This is a genomic window from Streptomyces carpinensis, from assembly GCF_002154505.1.
Classification (GTDB): Bacteria; Actinomycetota; Actinomycetes; order Streptomycetales; family Streptomycetaceae; genus Streptomyces; species Streptomyces carpinensis.
Genome location: NZ_MUBM01000076.1, coordinates 20,009 through 42,803, shown reverse-complemented (window position 1 = coordinate 42,803; position 22,795 = coordinate 20,009). Strand labels below are relative to the sequence as shown.

At 72.2% G+C, this 22,795-nt stretch carries 17 protein-coding genes and 2 pseudogenes; 16 read left to right on the top strand and 3 right to left on the bottom strand.

The window, feature by feature from the left end; all coding sequences use genetic code 11:
- The 14 genes and pseudogenes from BZY54_RS52170 to BZY54_RS11095 form a co-directional block, all read left to right on the top strand.
- A pseudogene (locus tag BZY54_RS52170) lies at positions 1-198 on the top strand (hypothetical protein); the annotation flags it as partial.
- A 140-nt stretch (positions 199-338) separates the two neighbouring features.
- Positions 339-782 (top strand): SRPBCC family protein, encoded by a 444-nt coding sequence (locus BZY54_RS11155; protein WP_086725005.1) that lies wholly within the window; start codon positions 339-341, stop codon positions 780-782.
- A 160-nt stretch (positions 783-942) separates the two neighbouring features.
- The gene (locus BZY54_RS11150) at positions 943-3,369 is read left to right on the top strand and encodes an MFS transporter (protein ID WP_086725004.1); all 2,427 of its coding nucleotides are present in this window, start codon (positions 943-945) and stop codon (positions 3,367-3,369) included.
- A 52-nt stretch (positions 3,370-3,421) separates the two neighbouring features.
- Positions 3,422-3,803, top strand: a pseudogene (locus BZY54_RS11145) (SAM-dependent methyltransferase); the annotation flags it as partial.
- A gap of 154 nt (positions 3,804-3,957) precedes the next feature.
- Positions 3,958-6,834 (top strand): bifunctional glycosyltransferase/CDP-glycerol:glycerophosphate glycerophosphotransferase, encoded by a 2,877-nt coding sequence (locus BZY54_RS11140; RefSeq protein WP_086725008.1) that lies wholly within the window; start codon positions 3,958-3,960, stop codon positions 6,832-6,834.
- The gene (locus BZY54_RS11135) at positions 6,831-7,961 is read left to right on the top strand and encodes a glycosyltransferase (RefSeq protein WP_086725003.1); all 1,131 of its coding nucleotides are present in this window, start codon (positions 6,831-6,833) and stop codon (positions 7,959-7,961) included. Before BZY54_RS11140 ends, BZY54_RS11135 begins: the two co-directional genes overlap by 4 nt.
- Before the next feature lie 111 nt (positions 7,962-8,072).
- Positions 8,073-9,503: a glutamate decarboxylase gene (gad, locus tag BZY54_RS11130; protein ID WP_086725002.1), complete on the top strand. Its 1,431-nt coding sequence runs from the start codon at positions 8,073-8,075 to the stop codon at positions 9,501-9,503.
- Positions 9,504-9,518: 15 nt separating this feature from the next.
- Positions 9,519-10,388, top strand: a complete 870-nt coding sequence (locus BZY54_RS11125; protein ID WP_086725001.1) for a class II glutamine amidotransferase — start codon at positions 9,519-9,521, stop codon at positions 10,386-10,388.
- Between the two features lie 90 nt (positions 10,389-10,478).
- Positions 10,479-11,312 carry a M55 family metallopeptidase gene (locus BZY54_RS11120; protein ID WP_086725000.1) on the top strand — a complete coding sequence of 278 codons (834 nt, stop codon included), beginning with the start codon at positions 10,479-10,481 and terminating at the stop codon, positions 11,310-11,312.
- Positions 11,305-12,609 carry a M20/M25/M40 family metallo-hydrolase gene (locus BZY54_RS11115; protein WP_086724999.1) on the top strand — a complete coding sequence of 435 codons (1,305 nt, stop codon included), beginning with the start codon at positions 11,305-11,307 and terminating at the stop codon, positions 12,607-12,609. The genes BZY54_RS11120 and BZY54_RS11115 overlap by 8 nt, the downstream gene beginning before the upstream one ends.
- A 5-nt stretch (positions 12,610-12,614) precedes the next feature.
- On the top strand, positions 12,615-14,597 hold the full coding sequence (locus tag BZY54_RS11110; protein ID WP_086724998.1) for a S9 family peptidase: 1,983 nt from the start codon (positions 12,615-12,617) through the stop codon (positions 14,595-14,597).
- Positions 14,594-15,517: a S66 peptidase family protein gene (locus BZY54_RS11105; RefSeq protein WP_086724997.1), complete on the top strand. Its 924-nt coding sequence runs from the start codon at positions 14,594-14,596 to the stop codon at positions 15,515-15,517. Before BZY54_RS11110 ends, BZY54_RS11105 begins: the two co-directional genes overlap by 4 nt.
- A 189-nt stretch (positions 15,518-15,706) precedes the next feature.
- On the top strand, positions 15,707-17,488 hold the full coding sequence (locus tag BZY54_RS11100; RefSeq protein WP_086724996.1) for a CocE/NonD family hydrolase: 1,782 nt from the start codon (positions 15,707-15,709) through the stop codon (positions 17,486-17,488).
- Between the two features lie 34 nt (positions 17,489-17,522).
- A complete protein-coding gene (locus tag BZY54_RS11095; protein ID WP_086724995.1) occupies positions 17,523-18,074 on the top strand; it encodes a GNAT family N-acetyltransferase in 552 nt (183 codons plus the stop codon).
- On the opposite strand, the gene BZY54_RS11090 is transcribed toward BZY54_RS11095, so the two are convergent.
- Entirely contained in the window at positions 18,046-18,393 is a 348-nt protein-coding gene (locus BZY54_RS11090; protein WP_086724994.1) for a DUF6204 family protein, read from the bottom strand. The genes BZY54_RS11095 and BZY54_RS11090 overlap by 29 nt on opposite strands.
- Positions 18,394-18,546: 153 nt before the next feature.
- Between BZY54_RS11090 and BZY54_RS11085 the strand changes: the two genes are divergently transcribed.
- Positions 18,547-20,511: a DUF5107 domain-containing protein gene (locus BZY54_RS11085; protein WP_086724993.1), complete on the top strand. Its 1,965-nt coding sequence runs from the start codon at positions 18,547-18,549 to the stop codon at positions 20,509-20,511.
- An 18-nt stretch (positions 20,512-20,529) separates the two neighbouring features.
- Here the strand turns inward: BZY54_RS11085 and BZY54_RS11080 are convergent, their stop codons facing one another.
- Positions 20,530-20,877: a VOC family protein gene (locus BZY54_RS11080; protein WP_086724992.1), complete on the bottom strand. Its 348-nt coding sequence runs from the start codon at positions 20,875-20,877 to the stop codon at positions 20,530-20,532.
- 112 nt (positions 20,878-20,989) lie between these two features.
- Between BZY54_RS11080 and BZY54_RS11075 the strand changes: the two genes are divergently transcribed.
- Positions 20,990-21,508 (top strand): phage holin family protein, encoded by a 519-nt coding sequence (locus BZY54_RS11075; protein ID WP_244217094.1) that lies wholly within the window; start codon positions 20,990-20,992, stop codon positions 21,506-21,508.
- On the opposite strand, the gene BZY54_RS11070 is transcribed toward BZY54_RS11075, so the two are convergent.
- The gene (locus BZY54_RS11070; RefSeq protein ID WP_086724991.1) at positions 21,472-22,428 is read right to left on the bottom strand and encodes an LLM class F420-dependent oxidoreductase; all 957 of its coding nucleotides are present in this window, start codon (positions 22,426-22,428) and stop codon (positions 21,472-21,474) included. The genes BZY54_RS11075 and BZY54_RS11070 overlap by 37 nt on opposite strands.
- Positions 22,429-22,795 lie beyond the last annotated feature (367 nt).

The window sequence follows — 22,795 nt, the reverse complement described above, 5'->3', positions numbered from 1 at the left end:
CGCGAGCCGCGCCGTCATCCCCGCCGCCGGATGTCGTCCGACGCGCCGCCGCGAGGCACGCCGTCATCCCCCTCGTCCGATGCCGTCGGCAGCACCGCCGTCAGCCGCGACTCGTCCGCCCGGCCCGGCGGCTCGGGCGCGCCCGGCGCCACGGCAGGCGCCGGCCGTGATCGACGGCAGGTGCTCCACGTGCCGTGATTACGCGGGCGACCGCTCGGCCGCCGTTCCTGATCGCCGGATGGGCCGGATCCGATCACTTGCCGCACCCCGATTTGGGGGGCCGGGGAGCGGGGTGGTTGGCTTGCCCCAACCCCGAGTACGGATGTCCTGGAGGAACCATGGCGCAGGTCGAGGCCACTACGGAGCGGGTCGTCGAGGCGGACGCGGAGAAGGTGTTCGATGCCCTCGCCGACTACAGCGGCACCCGCGAGAGGCTGCTGCCCGAGCACTTCAGCGAGTACGAGGTGCGCGAGGGCGGGGACGGCGAGGGCACCCTCGTCCACTGGAAGCTCCAGGCCACCAGCAAGCGCATCCGCGACTGCCTCATGGAGGTCAGCGAGCCCACCGACGGCGAGCTCGTCGAGAAGGACCGCAACTCCTCCATGGTCACCACCTGGCGGGTCACCCCGGCCGGTGAGGGCCGCTCCCGGGTCGTCGTCACCACCACCTGGAAGGGCGCCGGCGGCATCGGCGGCTTCTTCGAGAAGACGTTCGCCCCCAAGGGCCTCGCCCGGATCTACGACGCCATGCTCGCCAAGCTCGCCACCGAGGTCGAGAAGTAGATCGGGGGCCGCAACTCACCCCCTTACGCCCCTGGTTGCCCCCTCACCGGTTCGAGTGATCTCCCCACGGCCTTGCCCAACGCCGTAACTCCTCGCGCTCGCGCGTAGTTGTCGCGTTACGCGTGGACGACGCGCGGCGGCAGCGACGAGGGAGAGGCGCGTGGGCGGGATCACTCTGGTGCAGGACGAACCGGTCGGGGCGCCGCCGGACACCCCTGCCGCCACGGCCGCCGCGGAGAACCGGGCCGCGCCCCCGGATCCCGTCCCGCAGCTCAGCCCGCGCCGGGTGCGGCTGGTGTTCCTCGGGCTGATGCTCGCGCTGCTCCTCGCCGCGCTCGACCAGATGATCGTGGCCACCGCGCTGCCGAAGATCGTCGGCGAGCTGCACGGCCTGGACAAGATGTCCTGGGCGATCACCGCCTACCTGCTCACGTCCACCGTCGGGCTGCCCGTCTACGGCAAACTCGGCGACCTCATCGGCCGCAAGGGCGTGTTCCAGTTCGCCATCGGCGTCTTCATCGTCGGCTCGGCGCTGGCCGGCCGGGCCCAGACCATGGACCAGATGATCGCCTTCCGCGCCGTCCAGGGCGTCGGCGCGGGCGGGCTGATGATCGGCGTGCAGGCCATCATCGCGGACATCGTGCCGCCCAGGCAGCGCGGCCGGTTCATGGGACTCATCGGCGCCGCCTTCGGCCTCGCCTCCGTCGCCGGACCGCTGCTCGGCGGGTACTTCACCGACCACCTCTCCTGGCGCTGGTGCTTCTACATCAACATCCCCTTCGGCCTGGTCACCCTGGCCGTCGTCACCGTCGTGCTCAAACTGCCCAGGACCCGGGTCAAGGCCCGCTTCGACGTGCCGGGCACGCTGCTGCTCGCCACCGCCTCCACCTGCGTGGTGCTGCTGACCAGCTGGGGCGGCACCGAGTACGCCTGGGGCTCGCGTGTCATCCTCGGCCTCGGCGCGGGGGCCGTCGCGGCGGCCGCCCTCTTCCTCGTCGCCGAGCGCCACGCCGCCGAACCCCTCATCCCGCTGCGGCTGTTCCGCGACTGCGTCTTCAACATCAGCGCTCTGGTCGGACTGGTCGTCGGCGTGGCGCTGTTCGGCGCGGCCAGCTATCTGCCGACCTTCCTGCAGATGGTCGACGGTGCCTCGGCCACCGAGTCCGGACTCCTGATGCTGCCCATGATGGGCGGCGTGGTGGGCGCGTCGATCATCTCCGGGCAGCTCATCAGCCACACCGGCCGCTACCGGGTCTACCCGGTCCTCGGCTGCGCCCTGTCCGCCGTCGGCATGTGGCTGCTGTCCCGTCTGGAGATCGACACCTCCCGGCTGGAGTACAGCGTCTGGATGGCGGTGCTCGGCGCCGGCATCGGCCTGGTCATGCCGGTCCTGGTGCTCGCCGTGCAGAACTCCGTGCGCCCCGCCGACCTCGGCACCGCGACCAGCGCCAACAACTACTTCCGGCAGATCGGCGGCAGCGTCGGCGCCGCCGTCTTCGGCACCCTGTTCGCCGACCGGCTCGCCGACGCACTGCACGACCGCATCCCCGCGCGCGCGGGAGCCGGCCTGCCCGACCCCGAGTCGATCACCCCGCAGGTGGTGCGCGCACTGCCGCCGGCCCTGCGGGACGCCTACATCCAGGCGTACGCCGACGCCATGCCGCGGATCTTCCTCTACCTGGTCCCGGTCCTGGTGCTCGGCCTGATCATCGCCTTCTTCCTCAAGGAGAAACCTCTGGTGTCCCACAACACCCCCGCCGCACCCGCCTACGAGACGGAGTCCGCTGCGCCGGCCCCCGGCGTGCCGCAGGCGCGTTCGCCGTATCCGGCCGGAGTCCCCGTCTGCGGCACCGTGCAGCACGCGGACGGCACCGTCGTGCCCCGCGCGGCGCTCACCCTCATCGACGTCGGCGGACAGCAGATCGGGCGGGGTGCGAGCGGCGAGGACGGCCGCTATGCGCTGTCGACGCCGGGCACCGGGTCGTACGTCCTGATCGCCGCCGCGGGCGGGCACCAGCCGCAGGCGGTCTCCGTGACCGTCGGCGAGCGGCCCGTCGAACTCGACGTCGTCCTCGGCGGCGCCGGACGCCTCGCGGGCACCGTGTGCACCGCGGACGGCAGCCCCGTCCGGGACGCCACCGTCACCCTGACCAACGTGCACGGCGAGGTCGTCGCCAGCACCCGCAGCGGACGCGAGGGCGGCTACGTCATCACCGAGCTGGTCGCCGGGGAGTACACCCTGGCCGCCAGCGCGCCCGCCTTCCGACCGGCCGCGCTCCCCATCAGCGTGCAGGCCTCCCGGGAGACCCGCCAGGACGTGGAGCTGGCGGGCGGCGCCGTGCTGCGCGGCACCGTGCGGGCCGGTGGCGGGCGGCCCGTGGAGGACGCCCGCGTCACCCTGCTCGACGCGGCCGGCAACGTCGTCGACACGCTCACCACCGGACCCGACGGAACGTTCCGTTTCGTGGACCTCTCCTCCGGCGAGTACACCGTGATCGCGGCCGGCTACCCGCCGGTCGCCACCGTTCTGCAGGTGGCGGGCGGGGGACGTACGGAACGGGATCTCCAGCTCGGCCACGAGGACTGATCCGGCCACCGGCGGGGCGCGTACCGGAGACGGTGCGTGCCCCGCCGTGGTCGTGGGCGACGCCAACGTCTACATGCGCGGCGTCCTGCACCAGTGCGAACCGGACGACCGGCAGTCGCTCGTGGACTCCCTCGCCGCCCTCGTGGGCGAGCGCGGCCGGGGTCTTCCTCGTCGAGCTGTCCGAGGCGGCCCGGCCGATCCTGGGCGGGCTGGCACAGGCCCCCGCCGGGCCCCCGCCCAAGCTCGCCCCGGTCCTGCGGCATGGCATCGCCCCCGGCGAGGTGTCCGACGACGCGGTGCCCGAACATCTGCGCACGGCCGGCCTCACCGTGCTGGACTGCGGTGAACTCCCCTTGGCCACGGCCGAGTTCGCGCCGGACGACCACCGGATCGAGCTGCCGTCGACGTGGTTCGTGGCGGGCCGCACCCGGTGACGGGAGCCCGGCGCCGGCGGTCTGCGTGTCAGTGGAGCGGCGTATTGTCGCATTGACGTAGTTTGGAGGGGGCGGGGACCGGCGCGCCCCCTACAGCCTGTAGGGTTACGTCCACTCCCACCGCAGCTGAACGGAACAGAGACGAGAGGTGGCCGTGTCGACCGTCGCGCCCGAGCCGGACGTCAGTGTTGTCGTCATCGTCTACAACGACGAAGAGAGACTTCCGACGGCCGTTGGTTCCGTCCTTGAGCAAACACTGTGCAATGTCGAGGTGATCATCGCCGACGACTGCTCGACGGACGGCTCCCACGAGGTCGCGCAGGCGCTCGCCGCGGCCCACCCCGACAGGGTCCGCGCCATCCGGCTGCCCGAGAACAGCGGCGGCTGCGGAGAGCCCCGCAACCAGGGCGTGAAGGTGGCCCGCGGCCGGTACGTGATGTTCCTGGACAGCGACGACACGCTGGAACGCAACGCGTGCCGCAACATGGTCGAGGCCGGCGACCGCACCGACGCCGACCTCGTCTCCGCCCTGTGTGTCCGAGTTCACACGGACAGCCGGCACGACAAGCGGGTCCAGTGGTACCCCTGGCTGTACCGCACCACCCGCACCCTCGACTCCGTCGCCGAGCTGCCGGACCTGTTCGTCTTCGACACCCTGTCGACGAACAAGTGCTACCGGCGCGACTTCCTCCTCGACAACGACCTCGTCTTCCCCCGCGGCATCCACTACGAGGACCTGCTCTTCTCGGCCCAGGCCTACCTGGCCGCGCGGCGGATCACGCTCATTCCCAACACGGTCTACTTCTGGAACGTGGTCCAGAAGACGACCGTCAAGTCGATCAGCAACCGGCGCAACGAGATCAGCAACTTCGCCGACCGGGTCGAGATCCACCGCCGTATCGACGCCATCCTGGACCGCCAGGGCCAGGACGAGCTGAAGCTGCGCAAGGACATCAAGTTCCTCAAGCACGACCTGGTGCTCTACCTGCGGGAACTGCCGTTCCTCGACGACGACTACCGGCACCGCTTCGCCGAGCTGGCCCGCGGCTACGTCCAGGACTTCCCCGAGGCCGCCTACGCCGAGCTCGACCGCGTCCACGCCATCTGCGCCCAGCTGCTGCTGCGCGAGGACTGGACCGACCTGATGCCGGCCATCGACACGCTGCTCAACCGGAACAAGATCTCCGCACCGCTGACCGAGCGGGACGGCCGGATCTACTGGACCGACCGCTACCTCGACGACGCCGACATGCGCTCCGTCCTGGACGTCACCACGCTCGGCTACCACGCCAAGCAGCTGAACCAGATGTACCTGCGCAACCGGCTCACCGAGTACACCGCGCACGGCGGCGACGTGGTGCTCGCCGGGGAGGTCGTCAACCCGCTGCACACCATCGCCCGGGACGCGAGGCTCACCGCCGAGCTGGAGTTCCGCGCCCGCCGCCGCAGCCTGCAGACGTTCACCTTCCCGGTGCCCGCCCCGCGCCACCAGGGCGACACGATCGCCTGGCGGGCCGAGGTGCCGCTGGCCCGGCGGCTGCGCCCGCTCGGCATCGTCGACGACGTCTGGGACGTCCGGCTGCACCTCACCGCGGACGGCAAGCGGACCACCAGCCGGCTCACCGTCGGCGCCGTCGACCTGGAACACGCCGAGCACGTCCCCGTCCGGCCGCGCCTCACGCGCCTCATGGCGGACCGGCTCGAGGCCCAGGTGTCGGCCAAGGGCCACCTGGCCTTCCGGCTCACCCAGCAGGGCCGGCTCGCCCGCTCCGGGCGCGCCGCCGTGGAGCGCAACCTGCACGGCCGTCCCGCCCGCGCCGCCAAGGGCACCTACCGCAGGCTGCGGGCCCTGCGCCGGGAGCTGAACTCCGGCGCCCGCAAGCTCCAGGTCTACGAGCGCATGCTGACCAGGCTGCCCGTCCGCAAGGGCACGGTCGTCTTCGAGAGCCACCTCGGCAAGCAGTACAGCGACAGCCCGCGCGCGATCTACGAGGAGCTGCGGCGCCGCGGCGCGCCGATCACCCCGATCTGGTCGTACGCCGGTGAGCGCCCCGAGGGTTTCCCGAAGGACGCGGAGCTGGTGCGCCGCTGGTCGTGGGGCTACCTCAGGGCGCTCGCCCAGGCCGAGTACTGGATCGACAACCAGGGCTACCCGCTGCGCCTGGCCAAGCGCCCGGAGACGACGTACATCCAGACCTGGCACGGCTCCGCGCTCAAGCGGATGGGCTTCGACGAGCCCGGCCTGAGAATGCTGTCCGAGCCGGAACAGCGCGCCTACCAGCAGGCACTGGACCGCTTCGACCACTTCGTGGTCCGCAGCGAGCACGATGTGCGCACCCTGGCCCGTGCCTACCGCATCCCCGAGGACAAGCTGCTGCGCACCGGCTATCCGCGCAACGACGCCCTCGTGCGGGCCCGGCAGGGCGCCGCGCCCGACCCCGAGGTGCAGAAGCTCGCCGAACGCCTCGGTATCGCCCCCGACCGGCGGGTGCTGCTGTACGCGCCCACGTTCCGCGCCGGACCCGACGGCCGCGTCCGGGACTTCGAGTTCCCCTTCGACGTGGAGGACTTCGCGGCACGCTTCGGCGACGAGTACACCCTGCTCGTCCGGGCGCACTACCTCAACCGCCTCACCCTGCCCCCGTCGGTGGCCGGACGCGTGATCGACGTCAGCGGCGAGCCGGACATCACCCCGCTGATGCTGCTCGCCGACGCCCTGATCACGGACTACTCCTCCGTGATGTTCGACTACGCCCTGCTCCAGCGCCCCATCGTGTTCTACGTCCACGACTGGGAGGAGTACGCCCAGGACACCCGGGGCACCTACTTCGACCTGCTCACCGAGGCGCCGGGCCCCGTCCCGCGCACCGCCGGGGAACTCTTCGCCGCGCTCGGCGACCTGAGCACCGTGCGCACCTCGTACGAGGCGCGGCTGAAGGAGTTCGTGGACAAGTACGGTGAGTACGACCGCGGGGACGCCGCGGCGCAGATCGTGGACCGTTTCTTCGGCCCCGCGGGAGAGGCCCGATGACCCAGCGCGACATCTTCTTCGTGGCCAACGAGGTCAACGAACTCGGCGGCGTGGGCCGCTGGCAGACCCAGATGGCCGGGCTGCTGGCCGACCGCGGCCACCGGGTCACCATCGTCGGCATCGCCCCCGCCAACCATCCGATGGACCTCGGCGAGCCCCCGTTCCGGACGGAGACGCTGTACGCCCGCCGGCCGCCCGGCCGTCCCCGGGCGCGCCGCCTGCTGGGCGCCGCCGACCCGGCCGTCCGCCGCCACGAGACCCATATGCGCAGCGCGGCGACCCGGCTCACGACGCTGTTCCGCGCCGCCCGGCCCGGCGCCGTGATCATCGTCCCCCAGGTGTGGGCGATGGAGTGGGTGGTGCTCGCGGACACCGCCGGACACACGGTGATCGGCATGACCCACGAGTCCTTCGAGACCGCCCGCAAGAGCTCCCGGTTCGAACGGGTGAAGAAGTACTACAAGGACGTCGACCGGCTGCTGGCCCTCACCCAGGAGGACGCCGACCGCTGGGTCGGCGAGGGACTGAACAACCTCGGCTTCATGCCGAACCCGCTGCCGATCGTGCCCGACACCCCCTCGCCGCGCACCGAGAAGGTGGTGGCGAGCATCGGCCGGCTCTCCCACGAGAAGGGCGTCGACCTGCTCCTGGACGCCTGGGCCGAGGCCGCGCCGCAGCAGCCGGGCTGGACCCTGCGCATCTACGGCCGGGGAGAGTCCGAGGCGGAGCTGCGGCAGCGGTGCGCGGACCTGGGGCTGGAGGGGTCGGTGGACTTCGCCGGGCAGACCGACGACGTACCCGGTGCGCTGCGCGCCTCGTCCGTCTTCGTGCAGTCCTCCCGCGGCGAGGGCTTCCCGCTGGTGCTCCTCGAGGCGATGGCCTGCGGCGTGCCCTGCGTGGCGTTCGACTGCGCACCCGGTGTGCGGGAGATCGTCAGCCACGACGAGGACGGCCTGCTGGCCCGCCCCGGCAACACCTTCGAACTCGCCCGGCATCTGGTGCGGTTGATGTCCGACGAGCACCTGCGCGACTCCATGGGCGAGCAGGCGCTGCGCAGCGTACGGCGCTTCGACCCGGACTCGATCACCGACCGCTGGGAAGAGCTCTTCGACTTCCTGGAGCGCTGAGCCCCGCGCCGCCGGCCGGGTACCGGCGGCGTGGACCGCCTGGTGACGGGCACTCGCAGACACGCGAAGATCCATCGGTGACACCGACGACGGATGGAGGACGGGGCGGGTATGACGGTGAGGCATTCTCGTGACCGGCGTGGTGAGAGCCGGGACCTGGCGGTCAATCCGCTCTTCAGCCGGGAGCCGCTGCAGGTGCCGCGGTATGCGTTGCCGGAGGGGGAGATGGAGCCGGACACCGCCTACCAGGTGGTGCACGACGAGCTGATGCTCGACGGCAACGCGCGGCAGAACCTGGCGACGTTCGTCTCCACCTGGGCCGAGCCGCAGGCTCTGCGGCTGATGGACGAGTGCGCCCAGAAGAACATGATCGACAAGGACGAGTATCCGCAGACCGCGGAACTCGAGCTGCGGTGCGTCCACATGCTCGCCCGGCTGTGGCACGCCGAGGACCCGCGGCACGCGATCGGCTGCTCGACGACCGGATCGAGCGAGGCGGCGATGCTGGGCGGCCTGGCGCTCAAGCGGCGCTGGCAGCACCGGCGCCGTGCCGAGGGCAAGTCCACCGAGCGGCCCAACCTCGTCATGGGCATCAACGTCCAGATCTGCTGGGACAAGTTCGCCGACTACTTCGAGGTCGAGCCGCGCTATGTCCCGATGGAGGGCAACCGGTTCCACCTCACGCCCGAGAAGGCGGTCGAGCTGTGCGACGAGAACACCATCGGGGTCGTCGCCGTCCTCGGCTCCACCTTCGACGGCAGCTACGAGCCGGTCGCCGACATCGCCGCGGCCCTGGACGACCTGCAGTCCCGTACCGGCCTGGACATCCCCATCCACGTCGACGGCGCGTCCGGCGGGATGATCGCCCCCTTCCTCGACCCGGAGCTGGTGTGGGACTTCCGGCTGCCGCGGGTCGCCTCCATCAACACCTCCGGCCACAAGTACGGGCTGGTCATGCCCGGAGTCGGCTGGGCCCTGTGGCGCGACCAGGAGGCCCTCCCCGACGACCTGGTCTTCCACGTCAACTACCTCGGCGGCGACATGCCGACCTTCGCGCTGAACTTCTCCCGGCCGGGCGCGCAGGTCGTCGCCCAGTACTACAACTTCCTGCGGCTGGGCTTCGACGGCTACCGGAAGGTGCAGCAGACCTGCCGTGACGTCGCCACCCGGCTGGCCGACGAGATCGCCGGGCTCGGCCCGTTCGAGCTGATCACCCGCGGCGACGACATCCCCGTCTTCGCCTTCCGGGTGCGCGAGGACGTCGGCAACTTCAGCGTCTTCGACGTCTCCGCCGCGCTGCGGGAGGGCGGCTGGCTCGTACCCGCGTACACCTTCCCGAAGGACCGGACCGACCTCGCCGTGCTGCGCATCGTGGTCCGCAACGGCTTCAGCCACGACCTGGCCGATCTGCTCCTGGAGGATCTGCGCCGCGTCCTGACCCGGCTGGAGAAGCAGCCGGAGCCGCATCGCGGCGCCGACGACGCCGGAACCTTCGCCCATGGCGCGGAGACGAAGAACGTACGTCGCCCCGGGCGCCACTGACCGAGGAGGTACCCGATGTGCCGTCTGTTCGGCCTCAGCAGCTCCCCGCGGCGCACCCACGCCACGTTCTGGCTGCTGGACGCCCCCGACAGCCTCGACCGGCAGAGCCGCCGCGACCCCGACGGCACCGGTCTCGGCTACTTCGCCGCGGACGGCACCCCGCACGTCGACAAGGCCCCGATCGCCGCGTACGAGGACCGCGCCTTCGCCGAGGACGCCCGCCGGGTGGAGTCCGCCACCTTCCTCGCCCATGTGCGCTTCGCCTCCACCGGCAGCCTGGACGCCCGCAACACCCACCCCTTCGAGCAGGACGGACGGCTGTTCGCGCACAACGGGGTCATCGAGGGCCTGGACCGGCTCGACGGCCATCTGGGCGAGGACCGGTCCCTGGTCCGGGGCGACACCGACTCCGAGCGGTTCTTCGCCCTCATCACCCGGGAGACCCGGCGCCACGGCGGTGACGTCGCCGCCGGCATCGAGCACGCGGCCGGCTGGATCGCACGGAACCTGCCGGTCTACGCCCTCAATCTCGTCCTGGTCACCGCCGACCGGCTGTGGGCGCTGCGCTACCCCGCCACCCACGAGCTGTACGTCCTCGAGCGCCCGGCGGGCGGTCCGCACGGCACGCGGCAGCTGGACCACAGCGGCAGCCACGGGCGCATGCGGATCCAGTCCGCCCATCTCGCCGACCACCCCGCCGTGGTCGTCGCCAGCGAACGCATGGACGACAACCCCGGCTGGCGCCTGATGGAGGCGGGCGAGCTGCTCCAGGTCGGCCCCGACCTGGGCACCACCCGCCGCGTCGTCCTGCCCGAACCCCCGGCCCACCCGCTCACCCTGGACGACCTGCGCCCCGCCGCGGCCGCGTCGCAGAAGGCCGCCTGACCGGGCCGGACCGGCTCGTCCAGTGATCCGGGAAGGATCGATCGCCGTCCTCGTAGCCGGTTCGCCGCTCGGCGCGTAACGTGACGCTCCATGAAGATCCTCATCAGCGCCGACATGGAAGGCGCCACCGGGGTGACCTGGCCCGCCGACGTGCTGCCGGGAACACCGCAGTGGGAGCGGTGCCGGTCGATGTTCACCTCCGATGTCAACGCCGCCGTGCTGGGCTTCTTCGACGGCGGCGCAGACGAGGTCCTCATCAACGAGGCCCACTGGAGCATGCGCAACCTGCTGCTCGAACGGCTCGACGAGCGGGCCCAGATGCTCACCGGGCGGCACAAGTCGCTGTCGATGGTGGAGGGCGTGCAGCACGGCGACGTCGACGGGATCGCCTTCGTCGGCTACCACGCGGGCGCCGGCATGGAGGGCGTTCTCGCCCACACCTACCTCGCCAACTCCATCACCGGGGTGTGGCTGAACGACGTACGGGCCAGCGAGGGCCTGCTCAACGCGCACGTGGTCGCCGAGTACGGTGTGCCGGTCGTCCTGGTCACCGGCGACGACGTGGCCTGCGAGGACGCGCTCGGGTACGCGCCCGAGGCGCTGAAGGTCGCGGTGAAGGACCATGTGTCGCGGTACGCCGCCGTGTGCCGCACGCCGGGCCGTACCGCCGCCGACATCCGCGCCGCGGCCAAGGAGGCCGCCTCCCTGGCTGTCCGTCAGAAGCCGGTGAGCGGCGGGCCCTTCACCATCGCCCTGGAGTTCGACGCCGAGCACCTGGCCATGGCCGCCACCGTCGTCCCCGGCGTGTCCCGGGTCGGCGAGCGCAAGGTGGCGTACACCAGCGCCACCATGTACGAGGGAATCCGGACCTTCAAGGCGGTCACCACGATCGCCTCGTCCGCGGTGGAGGAGCAGTATGGCTGATGCGCTGGCGCTGGACGAGGTCGTCCGGTTCACGTCCGACCTGATCCGCATCGACACCACCAACCGGGGCGGCGGCGACTGCCGCGAGCGCCCGGCCGCCGAATACGCCGCCGAACAGCTGTCCGGCGCCGGCCTGGAGCCCCTGCTGTTGGAGCGCACCCCGGGCCGGACCAACGTCGTCACCCGCATCGAGGGCAGCGACCCGGCGGCGCCCGCGCTGCTCCTCCACGGCCACCTGGACGTGGTGCCGGCGCGCGCGGAGGACTGGAGCGTGCACCCGTTCTCCGGCGAGATCCGCGACGGCGTCGTGTGGGGCCGGGGCGCGGTGGACATGAAGAACATGGACGCGATGATCCTCGCCGTGGTCCGCTCCTGGGTCCGCGAGGGCGTCCGGCCGCGCCGGGACGTGGTGGTCGCCTTCACCGCCGACGAGGAGGCCAGCGCCGAGGACGGCGCGGGGTTCCTGGCCGAGGAGCACGCGGAGTTGTTCGAGGGCTGCTCCGAGGGTGTCAGCGAGTCCGGCGCGTTCACCTTCCACGACGGCGCCGGCCGGCAGATCTACCCCATCGCGGCCGGTGAGCGCGGCACCGCCTGGCTGAAGCTGACCGCGCGGGGCCGGGCGGGCCACGGCTCCCGGGTCAACAAGGAGAACGCGGTGACCCGGCTCGCCGCCGCCGTCGCCCGGATCGGCGCCCACGAGTGGCCCCTGCGCCTCACCCCGACCGTCCGCGCGGCCCTCACCGAACTCGCCGCCCTGTACGGCGTGGACACCGACCTGCGCAACGTGGACGCGCTCCTGGACAAGCTGGGCCCGGCAGCGGGGCTCGTCGACGCCACGCTGCGCAACAGCGCCAACCCGACCATGTTCGACGCCGGTTACAAGATCAACGTGATTCCCGGGGAGGCCGTCGCGCATGTCGACGGGCGGTACCTGCCCGGTGGCGAGGAGGAGTTCCGCACCACCCTGGACCAGCTGACCGGCCCGGACGTGGACTGGGAGTTCCATCACCGGGAGGTGGCCCTCCAGGCGCCGGTCGACTCGCCGACGTTCGCGGCGATGCGGGCCGCGGTCGAGGAGTTCGCGCCCGAGGGACACGTGGTGCCGTACTGCATGGCGGGCGGCACCGACGCCAAGCAGTTCTCGCGGCTCGGCATCACCGGCTACGGCTTCTCGCCGCTGAAGCTGCCCGAGGGCTTCGACTACCACCACATGTTCCACGGCGTCGACGAGCGGGTCCCGGTCGAGGCGCTGCACTTCGGCGTCCGTGTCCTCGACCGCTTCCTGCGGACGTCCTGAGCGAGTTGGGAGAGACAGCAGTGCAGACCCTGCCGTACGGTTCCTGGCCGTCGCCGATCGACGCGGCCCTCGCCGCCGCACACGACGGCAAGCCGGAGTTCGTGGGCTTCGTCGGCGACGAGGTGTGGTGGACCGAGCCGCGGCCCGCCGAGGGCGGCCGGCGGACGCTGGTGCGGCGGAGCGCCGGGAGCACGGAGGAGTCGGTCCTGCCGGCGCCGTGGAACGTGCGCAGCCGGGTCATCGAGTACGGCGGCCGCCCGTGGGCGGGGGCGGTCCAAGGCGGCGCGGCGCTCGTGGTGTTCGTGAACTTCGCCGACCAGCGGCTGTATCTCCTGCGGCCCGGCGGTGAGCCGCGCCCGCTCACGCCGGTCTCACCGGTGGGCGGCGGACTGCGCTGGGCCGACCCGCAGGTGCTCGCAGAGCGCGGCGAGGTCTGGTGCGTGCTGGAGGAGTTCACCGGCGACGGGCCCACCGACGTACGGCGTGTCCTGGCCGCCGTACCGCTGGACGGCTCGGCGGCCGAGGACCGCGGCGCGGTGCGCGAACTCACCGACGACCGGCACCGGTTCGTGACCGGCGCCCGTCTCTCGCCCGACGGACGGCGGGCGGTGTGGCTGGCCTGGGACCACCCCCGGATGCCGTGGGACGGTACGGAACTGATGATGGCGGAGGTCACCGGGGACGGCACTTTCGGCGAGCCCCGGACTTGCGCCGGCGGCCCGGAGGAATCCATTCCCCAGGCCGAATGGGCCGCCGACGGTTCGCTGCTGTACGTCAGCGACCGCAGCGGCTGGTGGAACCTCTACCGGGCCGATCTCCAAGGCGGCTCCCGTCCGCTGTGCCCCCGCCAGGAGGAGTTCGGCGGGCCGCTGTGGAAGCTCGGTCAGCGCTGGTTCGCACCGCTGGACAGCGGACTGATCGCCGTCGTGCACGGCCGGGGCGCCGCCGTCCTCGGCATACTCGACCCGGAGACCGGCGAGGTCGTCGACGCGGCGGGCCCCTGGAGCGAGTTCGACGCCACGCTCGCGGCGCACGGCGAGCGGGTGGTGGCCGTCGGCGCCGGCCCGCACAGCTCCTACGAGGTCGTGGAGCTGAACACCCGCACGGGCCACGCCCGGGTGATCGGCGCCGCCCACAAGGACGCGGTCGATCCCGCGTACCACCCCGAGCCGCGGATCCGCACCTTCACCGGGCCCGGCGGCCGCGACGTCCACGCCCACGTCTATGCGCCCCGCAACCCCGGCTGCCGGGCGTCCGACGGGGAGCTGCCGCCCTACGTCGTGTGGGCGCACGGCGGACCCACCAGCCGGGCCCCGCTCGTGCTGGACCTGGAGATCGCCTACTTCACCTCGCGGGGCATCGGCGTTGCGGAGGTCAACTACGGCGGCTCGACCGGGCACGGCCGGGAGTACCGCAACCGCCTGCGCGAGCAGTGGGGCGTCGTCGACGTCGAGGACTGTGCGGCCGTCGCGCTCGCCCTGGCCGAGGAGGGCACCGCCGACCGCGCCCGGCTGGCGGTCCGGGGCGGCAGCGCCGGCGGGTGGACCAGCGCCGCCTCCCTGGCCACCACCGACGTGTACGCCTGCGGCACGATCATCTACCCGATCCTCGACCTGACCGGCTGGGGCACGGGGGAGACCCATGACTTCGAGTCGCAGTACCTGGAGAGCCTGGTCGGGCCGCTCGCCGAGGTGCCGGAGCGGTACGCCGAGCGGTCGCCCGCCGAGCGCGCCGACCGGATCACGGCGCCCTTCCTGCTGCTTCAGGGCCTGGACGACGTGATCTGCCCGCCGGTGCAGTGCGAGCGGTTCCTGGCCCGGCTCAAGGGGCGGCAAGTGCCGCACGCGTACCTCACGTTCGAGGGCGAGGGGCACGGGTTCCGGCGGGCCGAGACGATGGTGCGGGCCCTGGAGGCGGAGCTGTCGCTGTACGCTCAGGTGTTCGACCTCGACCCGGCAGGCATCCCGACCCTGGAGCTCGGCACGTGAAGGAACTCCTGCGCCCCGCGCGGCTCGCCCCCGGCGCCCGCGTGGCCGTCGTCGCACCCAGCGGGCCGGTGCCCGAGGAACGGCTGCAGGCCGGTCTCGACGTGCTGCGCGGCTGGGACCTGGACCCCGTGGTGGCCCCGCACGTGCTGGACCGGCACGGCACGTTCGACTACCTGGCCGGGGCCGACGCCGACCGCGCCGCCGATCTGCAGAGCGCGTGGTGCGATCCGGCGGTCGACGCGGTGCTGTGCGCCCGGGGCGGATACGGGGTTCAGCGGATGGTCGACCTGCTCGACTGGGAGGCGATGCGGTCGGCGGGACCGAAGGTCTTCGTCGGCTTCAGCGACATCACCGCGCTGCACGAGGCCTTCGCCACCCGCCTGGGTCTGGTCACCCTGCACGGGCCGATGGCCGCCGGTGCCGACTTCGTCAAGAGCGCCCGGGCGCAGGACCACCTGAAGGCGACCCTCTTCGAGCCCGAGACGGTCCGCACCATCGCCTCCGGCGGTACGGCCCTGGTCCCCGGGCGGGCCCGGGGCGTCACCCTCGGCGGTTGCCTGGCCCTGCTCGCCGCCGACCTCGGGACCCCGTGTGCGCGGCCCTCGGCGGCCGGTGGCCTGCTGTGCCTGGAGGACGTGGGCGAGGAGACGTACCGCCTGGACCGTTATCTCACCCAGCTGCTGCGCGCCGGATGGCTCGACGACGTGCGTGGGGTGCTGCTCGGTTCGTGGGTGGACTGCGAGGGCGGCGACCGGGTGCGGGCCCTGTTCGCCGACCGGCTCGGCGGGCTCCCGGTCCCCGTCGCCGAGGAGTTCGGTTTCGGTCACTGCGAAGGGGCGTTGACGATTCCCTTCGGAGTCGCGGCCGAACTGGACGCCGAAGCGGGCATGTTGACGCTGGACGAGCCTGCCCTGCGCTGACCCGCGGCGCCGGGTGCACCGCCGGTGCGCCCACCGCGTCCTCGCCACGGAATCCGGCCACGAGCTCTGCTGAATCTCCGTCAAGAAACCTCTGTTTGAGTGATTGACGCCGTCTGACACGTGTCACAGCATGAATCCGGCCGGTACTTACCGGTCGGTAAGTCGGGTTGCCCTCAGTGTGGAGGTCTCGTGTCCCGTCGTGTGCCCAGATCCCGCGCCGCCGTCGTCCTGGCCCTCGGCGCCGCGCTCACCGCACCCCTCGCGCTCACCACCCCCTCGTCCGCCGCCGGCCAGTACGACGTCACACCGCTGAAGTTCACGGTCCGCGCGGGCGAGCGCACGTGCACCGTCGACGCCGACCTGTACCGGCCCGCCGGCGTGGACCGCGCCCACCCCGCGCCCGCCGTCCTCGCCACCAACGGATTCGGCGGCAGCAAGGACGACGGCTCGACCGGCGCCATCGGCAAGGCCTTCGCCCAGCGGGGATACGTCTCCCTCGTCTACTCCGGCCTCGGCTTCGGCAAGTCCGGTTGCCTGATCTCCCTCGACGACCCGGACATCGACGGCCGGGCCGCCTCCGGACTGATCGACTTCCTCGCCGGAAAGCGCGGCGCCGACGACGGCACCCGGGCCGACTACGTCACCCTCGACGGCACCGGCGACCCGCGCGTCGGCATGATCGGCGGTTCCTACGGCGGCGCCGTCCAACTGGCCACGGCCGCCGTCGACCACCGCGTCGACGCCCTGATCCCGATGATCACCTGGAACGACCTCGCCTACTCCCTCGACCCGAACAACGCCGTCGGCGCCGCCGCGGTGCCCGGCGCCTTCAAATGGCAGTGGACCAACGGCTTCTACCTCATGGGAGAGACCCAGCCGCTGACGCAGCCCGCCCTCGACCCCTCCCGTATCAACTCCCTCGCCTGCCTGCACTTCGTGACCAGGGCCTGCGACACCGTGCGCACCCTCAACTCGGGCGGCTACCCGCCCGACCGCACGCGGCAACTGCTCGCCTACGCCCGCAGCGTCTCCCCGGTGTCCTACCTCGACCGGGTGAAGGCCCCCACCCTGCTGATCCAGGGCCAGGCCGACAGCCTGTTCAACCTCAACGAGGCCACCGCCACCTACCGCACGCTCAAAGCCCAGGGCACCGAGGCCAAGATGATCTGGCAGTCCTGGGGCCACAGCGGAGGCCTGACCGACCCCGCCGCCGGCGAACTCGACCTGTCCAAGGGAAACCTGGAGACGAGCTACGTGGGCAGACGCGTCCTCGCCTGGTTCGACCGCTACCTGCACCGGCGCCGGAACACCGACACCGGGCCCGACTTCGCCTACTACCGGGACTGGATCACCGACCCCGGCCACACCTACGCCACCGCCGGCCAGGTCCCCGCGCTCAGCCGGACGCTCTACCTCTCCGGCGACGGAAGTCTCGTCGACGACCGCCGCAAGGTCGCGCGCGGCAGCCGCACCTACAGCAACTGGCTGGTCCCCACCAGCCATTCGGAGAGCTCGCTCGCCGGGGTCGTCGGGCTGCCCGACCCCGCGCCGTACGACACCGAGGGCACCTACCTCGCCTGGACCAGCGCGCCGCTGACACACGCCGTCGACGTCGTCGGCGCACCCCGGGCCACGCTGAAGGTGATCTCGCCGAAGGCGGAGCGCACGCAGCGCTCGTCAGACGCCGCCGACAGACTCGTGCTGTTCGCCAAGCTGTACGACGTGGCCCCCGACGGCACCCGGACGCTGGTCCACCGGCTGGTCGCGCCGGTGCGCGTGCCCGACGTGACCCGGAGCTTCACGGTGACCCTCCCGGGCATCGTGCACCGGTACGAGCGAGGGCACCGGCTGCGGTTCGTGATCGCGGCGAGCGACGACGCCTACTTCGGGAACCGGGGCGTCAAGCCGGTCACCGTGACCGCCTCACCGGCGGACACCGGAGTGCTCCGGCTGCCGGTGGTGGCCGACTGAGCCGTCGGCGCACGCGCCCGCGTAGGGTGGCGGGATGCCGCACACCGCATCCCGCTACCTCGCCGAGGGCCCCCGCGTCGGTATCCGGAGCTTCACGCAGGACGACGGCGCGGAGTTCACCACCCGCGTGCGGGAGAGCCGGGAACTGCACCACCCGTGGCTCTACCCGCCGTCCACGGCCGACACCTACGCCACCTACGCGGGACGGCTGATCGACGACCCGGCCCGGGCCGGCTTCCTGGTCTGCGAGAAGGACGACGGCGCCATCGCCGGATACATCAACATCAACAACATCGTCCAGGGCGCCTTCCGCTCCGGCGCCCTCGGCTACGGCGCCTTCGCACACGCCGCCGGGCGCGGGCTGATGAAGGAGGCCCTGAACCTCGTCGTCGGCTACGCCTTGGGGCCCATGGGCCTGCACCGGCTGGAGATCAACGTCCAGCCGGGCAACACCGCCTCCATCGCCCTCGCCCGGTCCTGCGGCTTCCGCCTGGAGGGCTACTCGCCCGACATGCTCTACATCGACGGCGCCTGGCGGGACCACGAACGGTGGGCCATCACCGCCGAGATGCGGACTTGCGGTTGATCTTCATGGTGTCGAGATCCGTGACGGTCGACCTCAGGCCACAAAAGCCGTAGCCGAGAGCGCGCAGCGCGGTCTCGGCGCGGTCCTCCGCGATCGCGGCCGCCATCTCCTCACCGTCCTGCGCGTCGCAGACCACGACGTAGCGCATCGAGAAGTGCTTCAGCGGCGACGGCTCGTACGACAGCGAGCCCTCCTGCGTGAACCGCATGCTCGTCATCCCGTGGTCGGCCGCCTCGGCGAGCAGCCGCGCCCGCGCCTCCTCGGTCAGCCCGTCCCAGGTGCCCCGGACGATCACCCGGTAGGTGTGCTGCTCGCTCATCGCCTCTCCGTACTCCTCGACATCCATCGCCTGCGGCGCCGAAGGACCGACTGTACGTCGCCGGACGGGGGGCCGCCCACCGGGTTTCGCCGGGCGCCTTTGCGCAATCCTGACCGGCGCCGCCCCTGGTCAGCTCACGGGCGAGCGGCTTCCATGGTCGTTGTGACGACGATCCGACGTGAGGTACTGACGCTGCCCGCCGCAGCACTCGGGCCGGACAACCCGCTGCCCGCGCTGCGCCCGCTCGACGAGGTCCACCACATCGAGGACCGGGACAGGACCGACCTGCCGCACGACATGGCCCGGCAGGTCGGCTACGCCCCGTTGCACAGCCTGCTGCCGGTGCGGGTCCGCGACGGCTACGGCAGAACGCGCGAGCCGCGCCGGATCGACACCCTCGTCCTCGAGAACGACCGGCTGCGCGCCACCGTGCTCCCCGGCCTCGGCGGCCGCGTCGCATCCCTCGTGCACAAGCCCAGCGGCCGGGAACTCCTCTACCGCAACCCGGTGTTCCAGCCCGCCAACTTCGCCCTCAACGGCGCCTGGTTCTCCGGCGGCATCGAGTGGAACATCGGCGCCACCGGCCACACCACCCTCTCCTGCTCGCCCCTGCACGCCGCCCTCGTCCCCGCCCCCGACGGCGGCTCGATGCTGCGCCTGTGGGAGTGGGAACGGCTGCGCGACCTGCCCTTCCAGGTCGACCTGTGGCTGCCGGACGGCTCCGACTTCCTGCACGTCGGCGTCCGCATCCGCAACCCTCACGAGAGGCCGGTGCCGACCTACTGGTGGTCCAACATCGCCGTGCCCGAGGAACGCCGGGTGGTCGTCCCCGCCGAGGAGGCCTGGTACTTCGGCCACGAGCGCCGGCTGCGCCGGGTGCCGGTCCCGGCGTACGACGGCGTCGACCGGACGTACCCGCAGGCCGGCGCCTACGCGGCCGACTACTTCTACGAGGTGCCCGACGGACGGCGCCGCTGGATCGCCGCCCTCGACGAGTCCGGCGACGGGCTGGTGCAGACCTCCACCGACGTGCTCCGTGGCCGCAAGCTGTTCGTCTGGGGCGCGGGTCCCGGCGGGCGCCGCTGGCAGCAGTGGCTGACCGAACCGGGCACCGGCGGCTACTGCGAGATCCAGGCCGGTCTCGCCCGTACCCAGCTGGAACACGTACGGCTGGAGGCGGAGAGCGAGGTGGCGTGGCTGGAGTCCTACGGCCCCCTCGACGCACCGAAGCCGACGGGGGAGTGGGACACCGTCGTCCGGCAGACCGAGGCACGGCTGGAGGCCGCGCTGCCCCGTGCCGACGTGGAGGCCGCATACGCGGCCTGGAAGCCGTACGCCGACGCCGAGCCGGGCGAGATCCTCGGCACCGGATCCGGCTGGGGCGCGCTCGAAGTGCTGCGCGCCGGCTGGAAGCTGCCGGGCACGCCGTTCCCCGAGTCCACCCTCGGCGAGGCGCAGGAGCCCTGGCGGGAGCTGCTGAGCTCGGGCTCCTTCCCCGAGCCGCGCCGGGTCCGGCCGCCGGGCGAGACACTGGTCGCCCCGCACTGGCGGGACCTGCTGGAGACGGCCCCGGCCGCCCCGCTCACCGAGTACCACCTCGGTGTGGCCCAGTGGCACGCAGGTGACCGGGCTCAGGCGGTGCGCAGCTGGGAGCGGGCGCTGGAACTGGCGCCGTCCGTCTGGCCGTTGCTGCGCTGCCTCGCCGTCGCCGACCAGGAGGCCGGCCACGAGGAGCGGGCCGCCGACCGGTACGCCGAGGCCTTCGACGACCTGTGCCACGAACGGCGCGACAACGGCGAGGCGTGGACCGCGGCCACCGCCGCGCTCGGACGTGAGGCCATCGAGGCGCTGCTACGGGTACGGCGCCCGGCGGACGCGCGCTCGGTGTGGCAGCGGCTGCACCCGGCGACCCGGGAGCGTGGCCGGTTCCGGCTGCTTCAGGCCGAGTTGCTGCTCGCCGAGGGACGGCGTGCCGAGGCGCGGGCCGTCTTCGACGAGGGCTTCGAGGTCGCCGACCTGCGCGAGGGCGACGAGCGACTCGGCCGGGTGTGGGACCGGATCGGCGGCGAGGAACTTCCGGCGCGCTACGACTTCCGGATGCGCCCGCCCTCGTCCTGAGCCGTCGCGGGCCGCCGCTCAGCCGCGGCGGTCCACGTACTCGTACACCGCACCGTCCGGGTGCATGGCGATCAGATTGCGGCCCACCGGGGTCGGGACCGGGCCCGCGACGATGCGGGCGCCGAGTTCGGTCAGGACCCGGTGGGCCTCGTCGACGTCCTCGACGGCGATGGTCGCCGTCACCTTGCGCAGCACCTCCAGCTGCGACTCGGGGCCGCTCATCAGCAGGAAGCAGCCGACGGCGGCCACCTGGACGCCACCGCGTTCGAACCGGAGGGCTCTGCCGCCCGCAAGACGTTCGTAGAAGGGGACGGCGGTCTCCAGGTCGTCGACGCAGACGCGCAGGCTGGCTCCCAGAATCTCCATGCGGGCGAGCCTAGTTGGCACCGGAGAAAGGAGAGATCCATTCGGCGCGCAACCGGGAGCCGGTGGCCGCGGGGCGGCGTTACCCGCATGGACGGGCGGGTACCCGCAGGGAATGAATGGCTTGGATCATCTGGACAAGCAACTGGTCGACGAACTGGCGCAGGTGGCGCGTGAGACGGTGCGCGACGAGCTGCGCGAGCAGACGCGCAGGCAGCGCCGCACGGCCATGCTGTACGCCGCGTCCGGCGCCGTCGCCCTCTACGCGGGCGCGGCCGTGGCCCTGGCCGTGGGGCTGGCTCTCGCGATCGGGCTGCCCGGCTGGGCCGCCGCGCTGATCACCGCGGCGATTCTGGGCGCGGTGGCGTACGCGCTGCGCGAGGCGGCGCGGCCCGCAGCGGCGCGATCCCTGCCCGCGGGGACCGGTGGGCCCGCGGGCGGGCACGACCGCGGGCGGGCACGACCGCGGGCGCGGCGATGCGGCTCCTGGGACGGTGCCGCCGATGCCCACCACCCCTCCGGAGGCGCCGGCCGCCGTTCCGCGACCGACACGCCCCGAGGACACCGAGTCCTGAGCGACGGACACCAAACCACCCGTCACCGCGGCAGCTGCGGCAGCACCTTCGTGCGGTAGAAGTCGAAGAAGCCGCGCTGGTCGGAGCCGATCTGGTTGACGTAGACCCGGTCGAAGCCCGCGTCGGCGAACTCCTTGAGCGCGGCCACGTGCTGGTCGGCGTCGTCGCCGCACACCACGTTCTCACGGACCATGTCCTCGGTGACCAGCGGCTTGAGCTGCTCGAAGTGACGGGGCGTCGGCAGCACCTGGCCCATCTCGCCGGGGAGTTGCTCGTTGTACCACAGGTCGTGCACGGTACGGACGCACTCGTCGCGGTCGTGTCCGAAGCACACCTTCGTGCCGCCGCTGACCGGCTTGGCGCCACCGCCGCCCTTGCGGTACTGGGTGACCATCTCCTCGTCCGGCATCATCGTGATGTAGCCGTCGGCCACGCGCGCCGCGAGCGACGTCGCCTTTGGGCCGAAACCGGAGATGTCGATCGGGACGGGTTCGTCGGGGACGGTGTACAGACGGGCGTTCTCCACCGTGTAGTGCGTGCCGTGGTGGCTGACCTCCTCACCGGTCAGCAGCCGGCGCATCACCTGGACGGCTTCCTCCAGCATCTCCAGCCGGATGTGCGCGGGCGGCCACCGGTCGCCGAGGATGTGCTCGTTGAGCGCCTCGCCGGTGCCGACGCCCAGCCGGAACCGGCCCTCGGTCATCACCGCGCTGGTCGCGGCGGCCTGCGCCAGCACAGCCGGGTGGATCCGCACGGTCGGGCAGGTCACGGCCGTCTCCACGGGCAGGGACACCGCCTCGGACAGCGCCCCGATCACCGACCAGACGAAGGGGCTCTGGCCCTGCGCGTCGTTCCACGGGTGGTAATGGTCCGAGATCCACAGCGCCTGGAAGCCGGCCTGCTCGGCCATGCGCGCCTGCTCCACGAGTTCCGCCGGGCCGTACTGCTCGCACGACAGGTGGTAACCGTACTCGGGCATGTGGCGATACCTCCACGACATGGGCGGGTTCGGGTCGCGCTCCCGAGTACCCGGCGGCGCGGACGGAAACCGACGGGCCCCGCACCGTGTCCGGCCGGAGCGGGCCCGGTGCCCCGACGTTTGGGTGCCCCGGCCGGGGGGACGCGGTTAGGGTCTTTCGTTTGGATCAGGCCGGATCAGGGAGCCGGGCCTGGTGCGTGCGGCTGCAAGGCGGAGGAGGGAGTCGACGCGGAGCGTCGGCGACCGACGACAACGCCGCTGGGGGCACCGCCCACACCCTTGAGGCAGTGGGGGAGGGCGTGCCAGGCCCCGCGAGCCCGGCATGGTCCGAACGTAAAGACTCCAGTTCCGTACGAGGTACGCGACA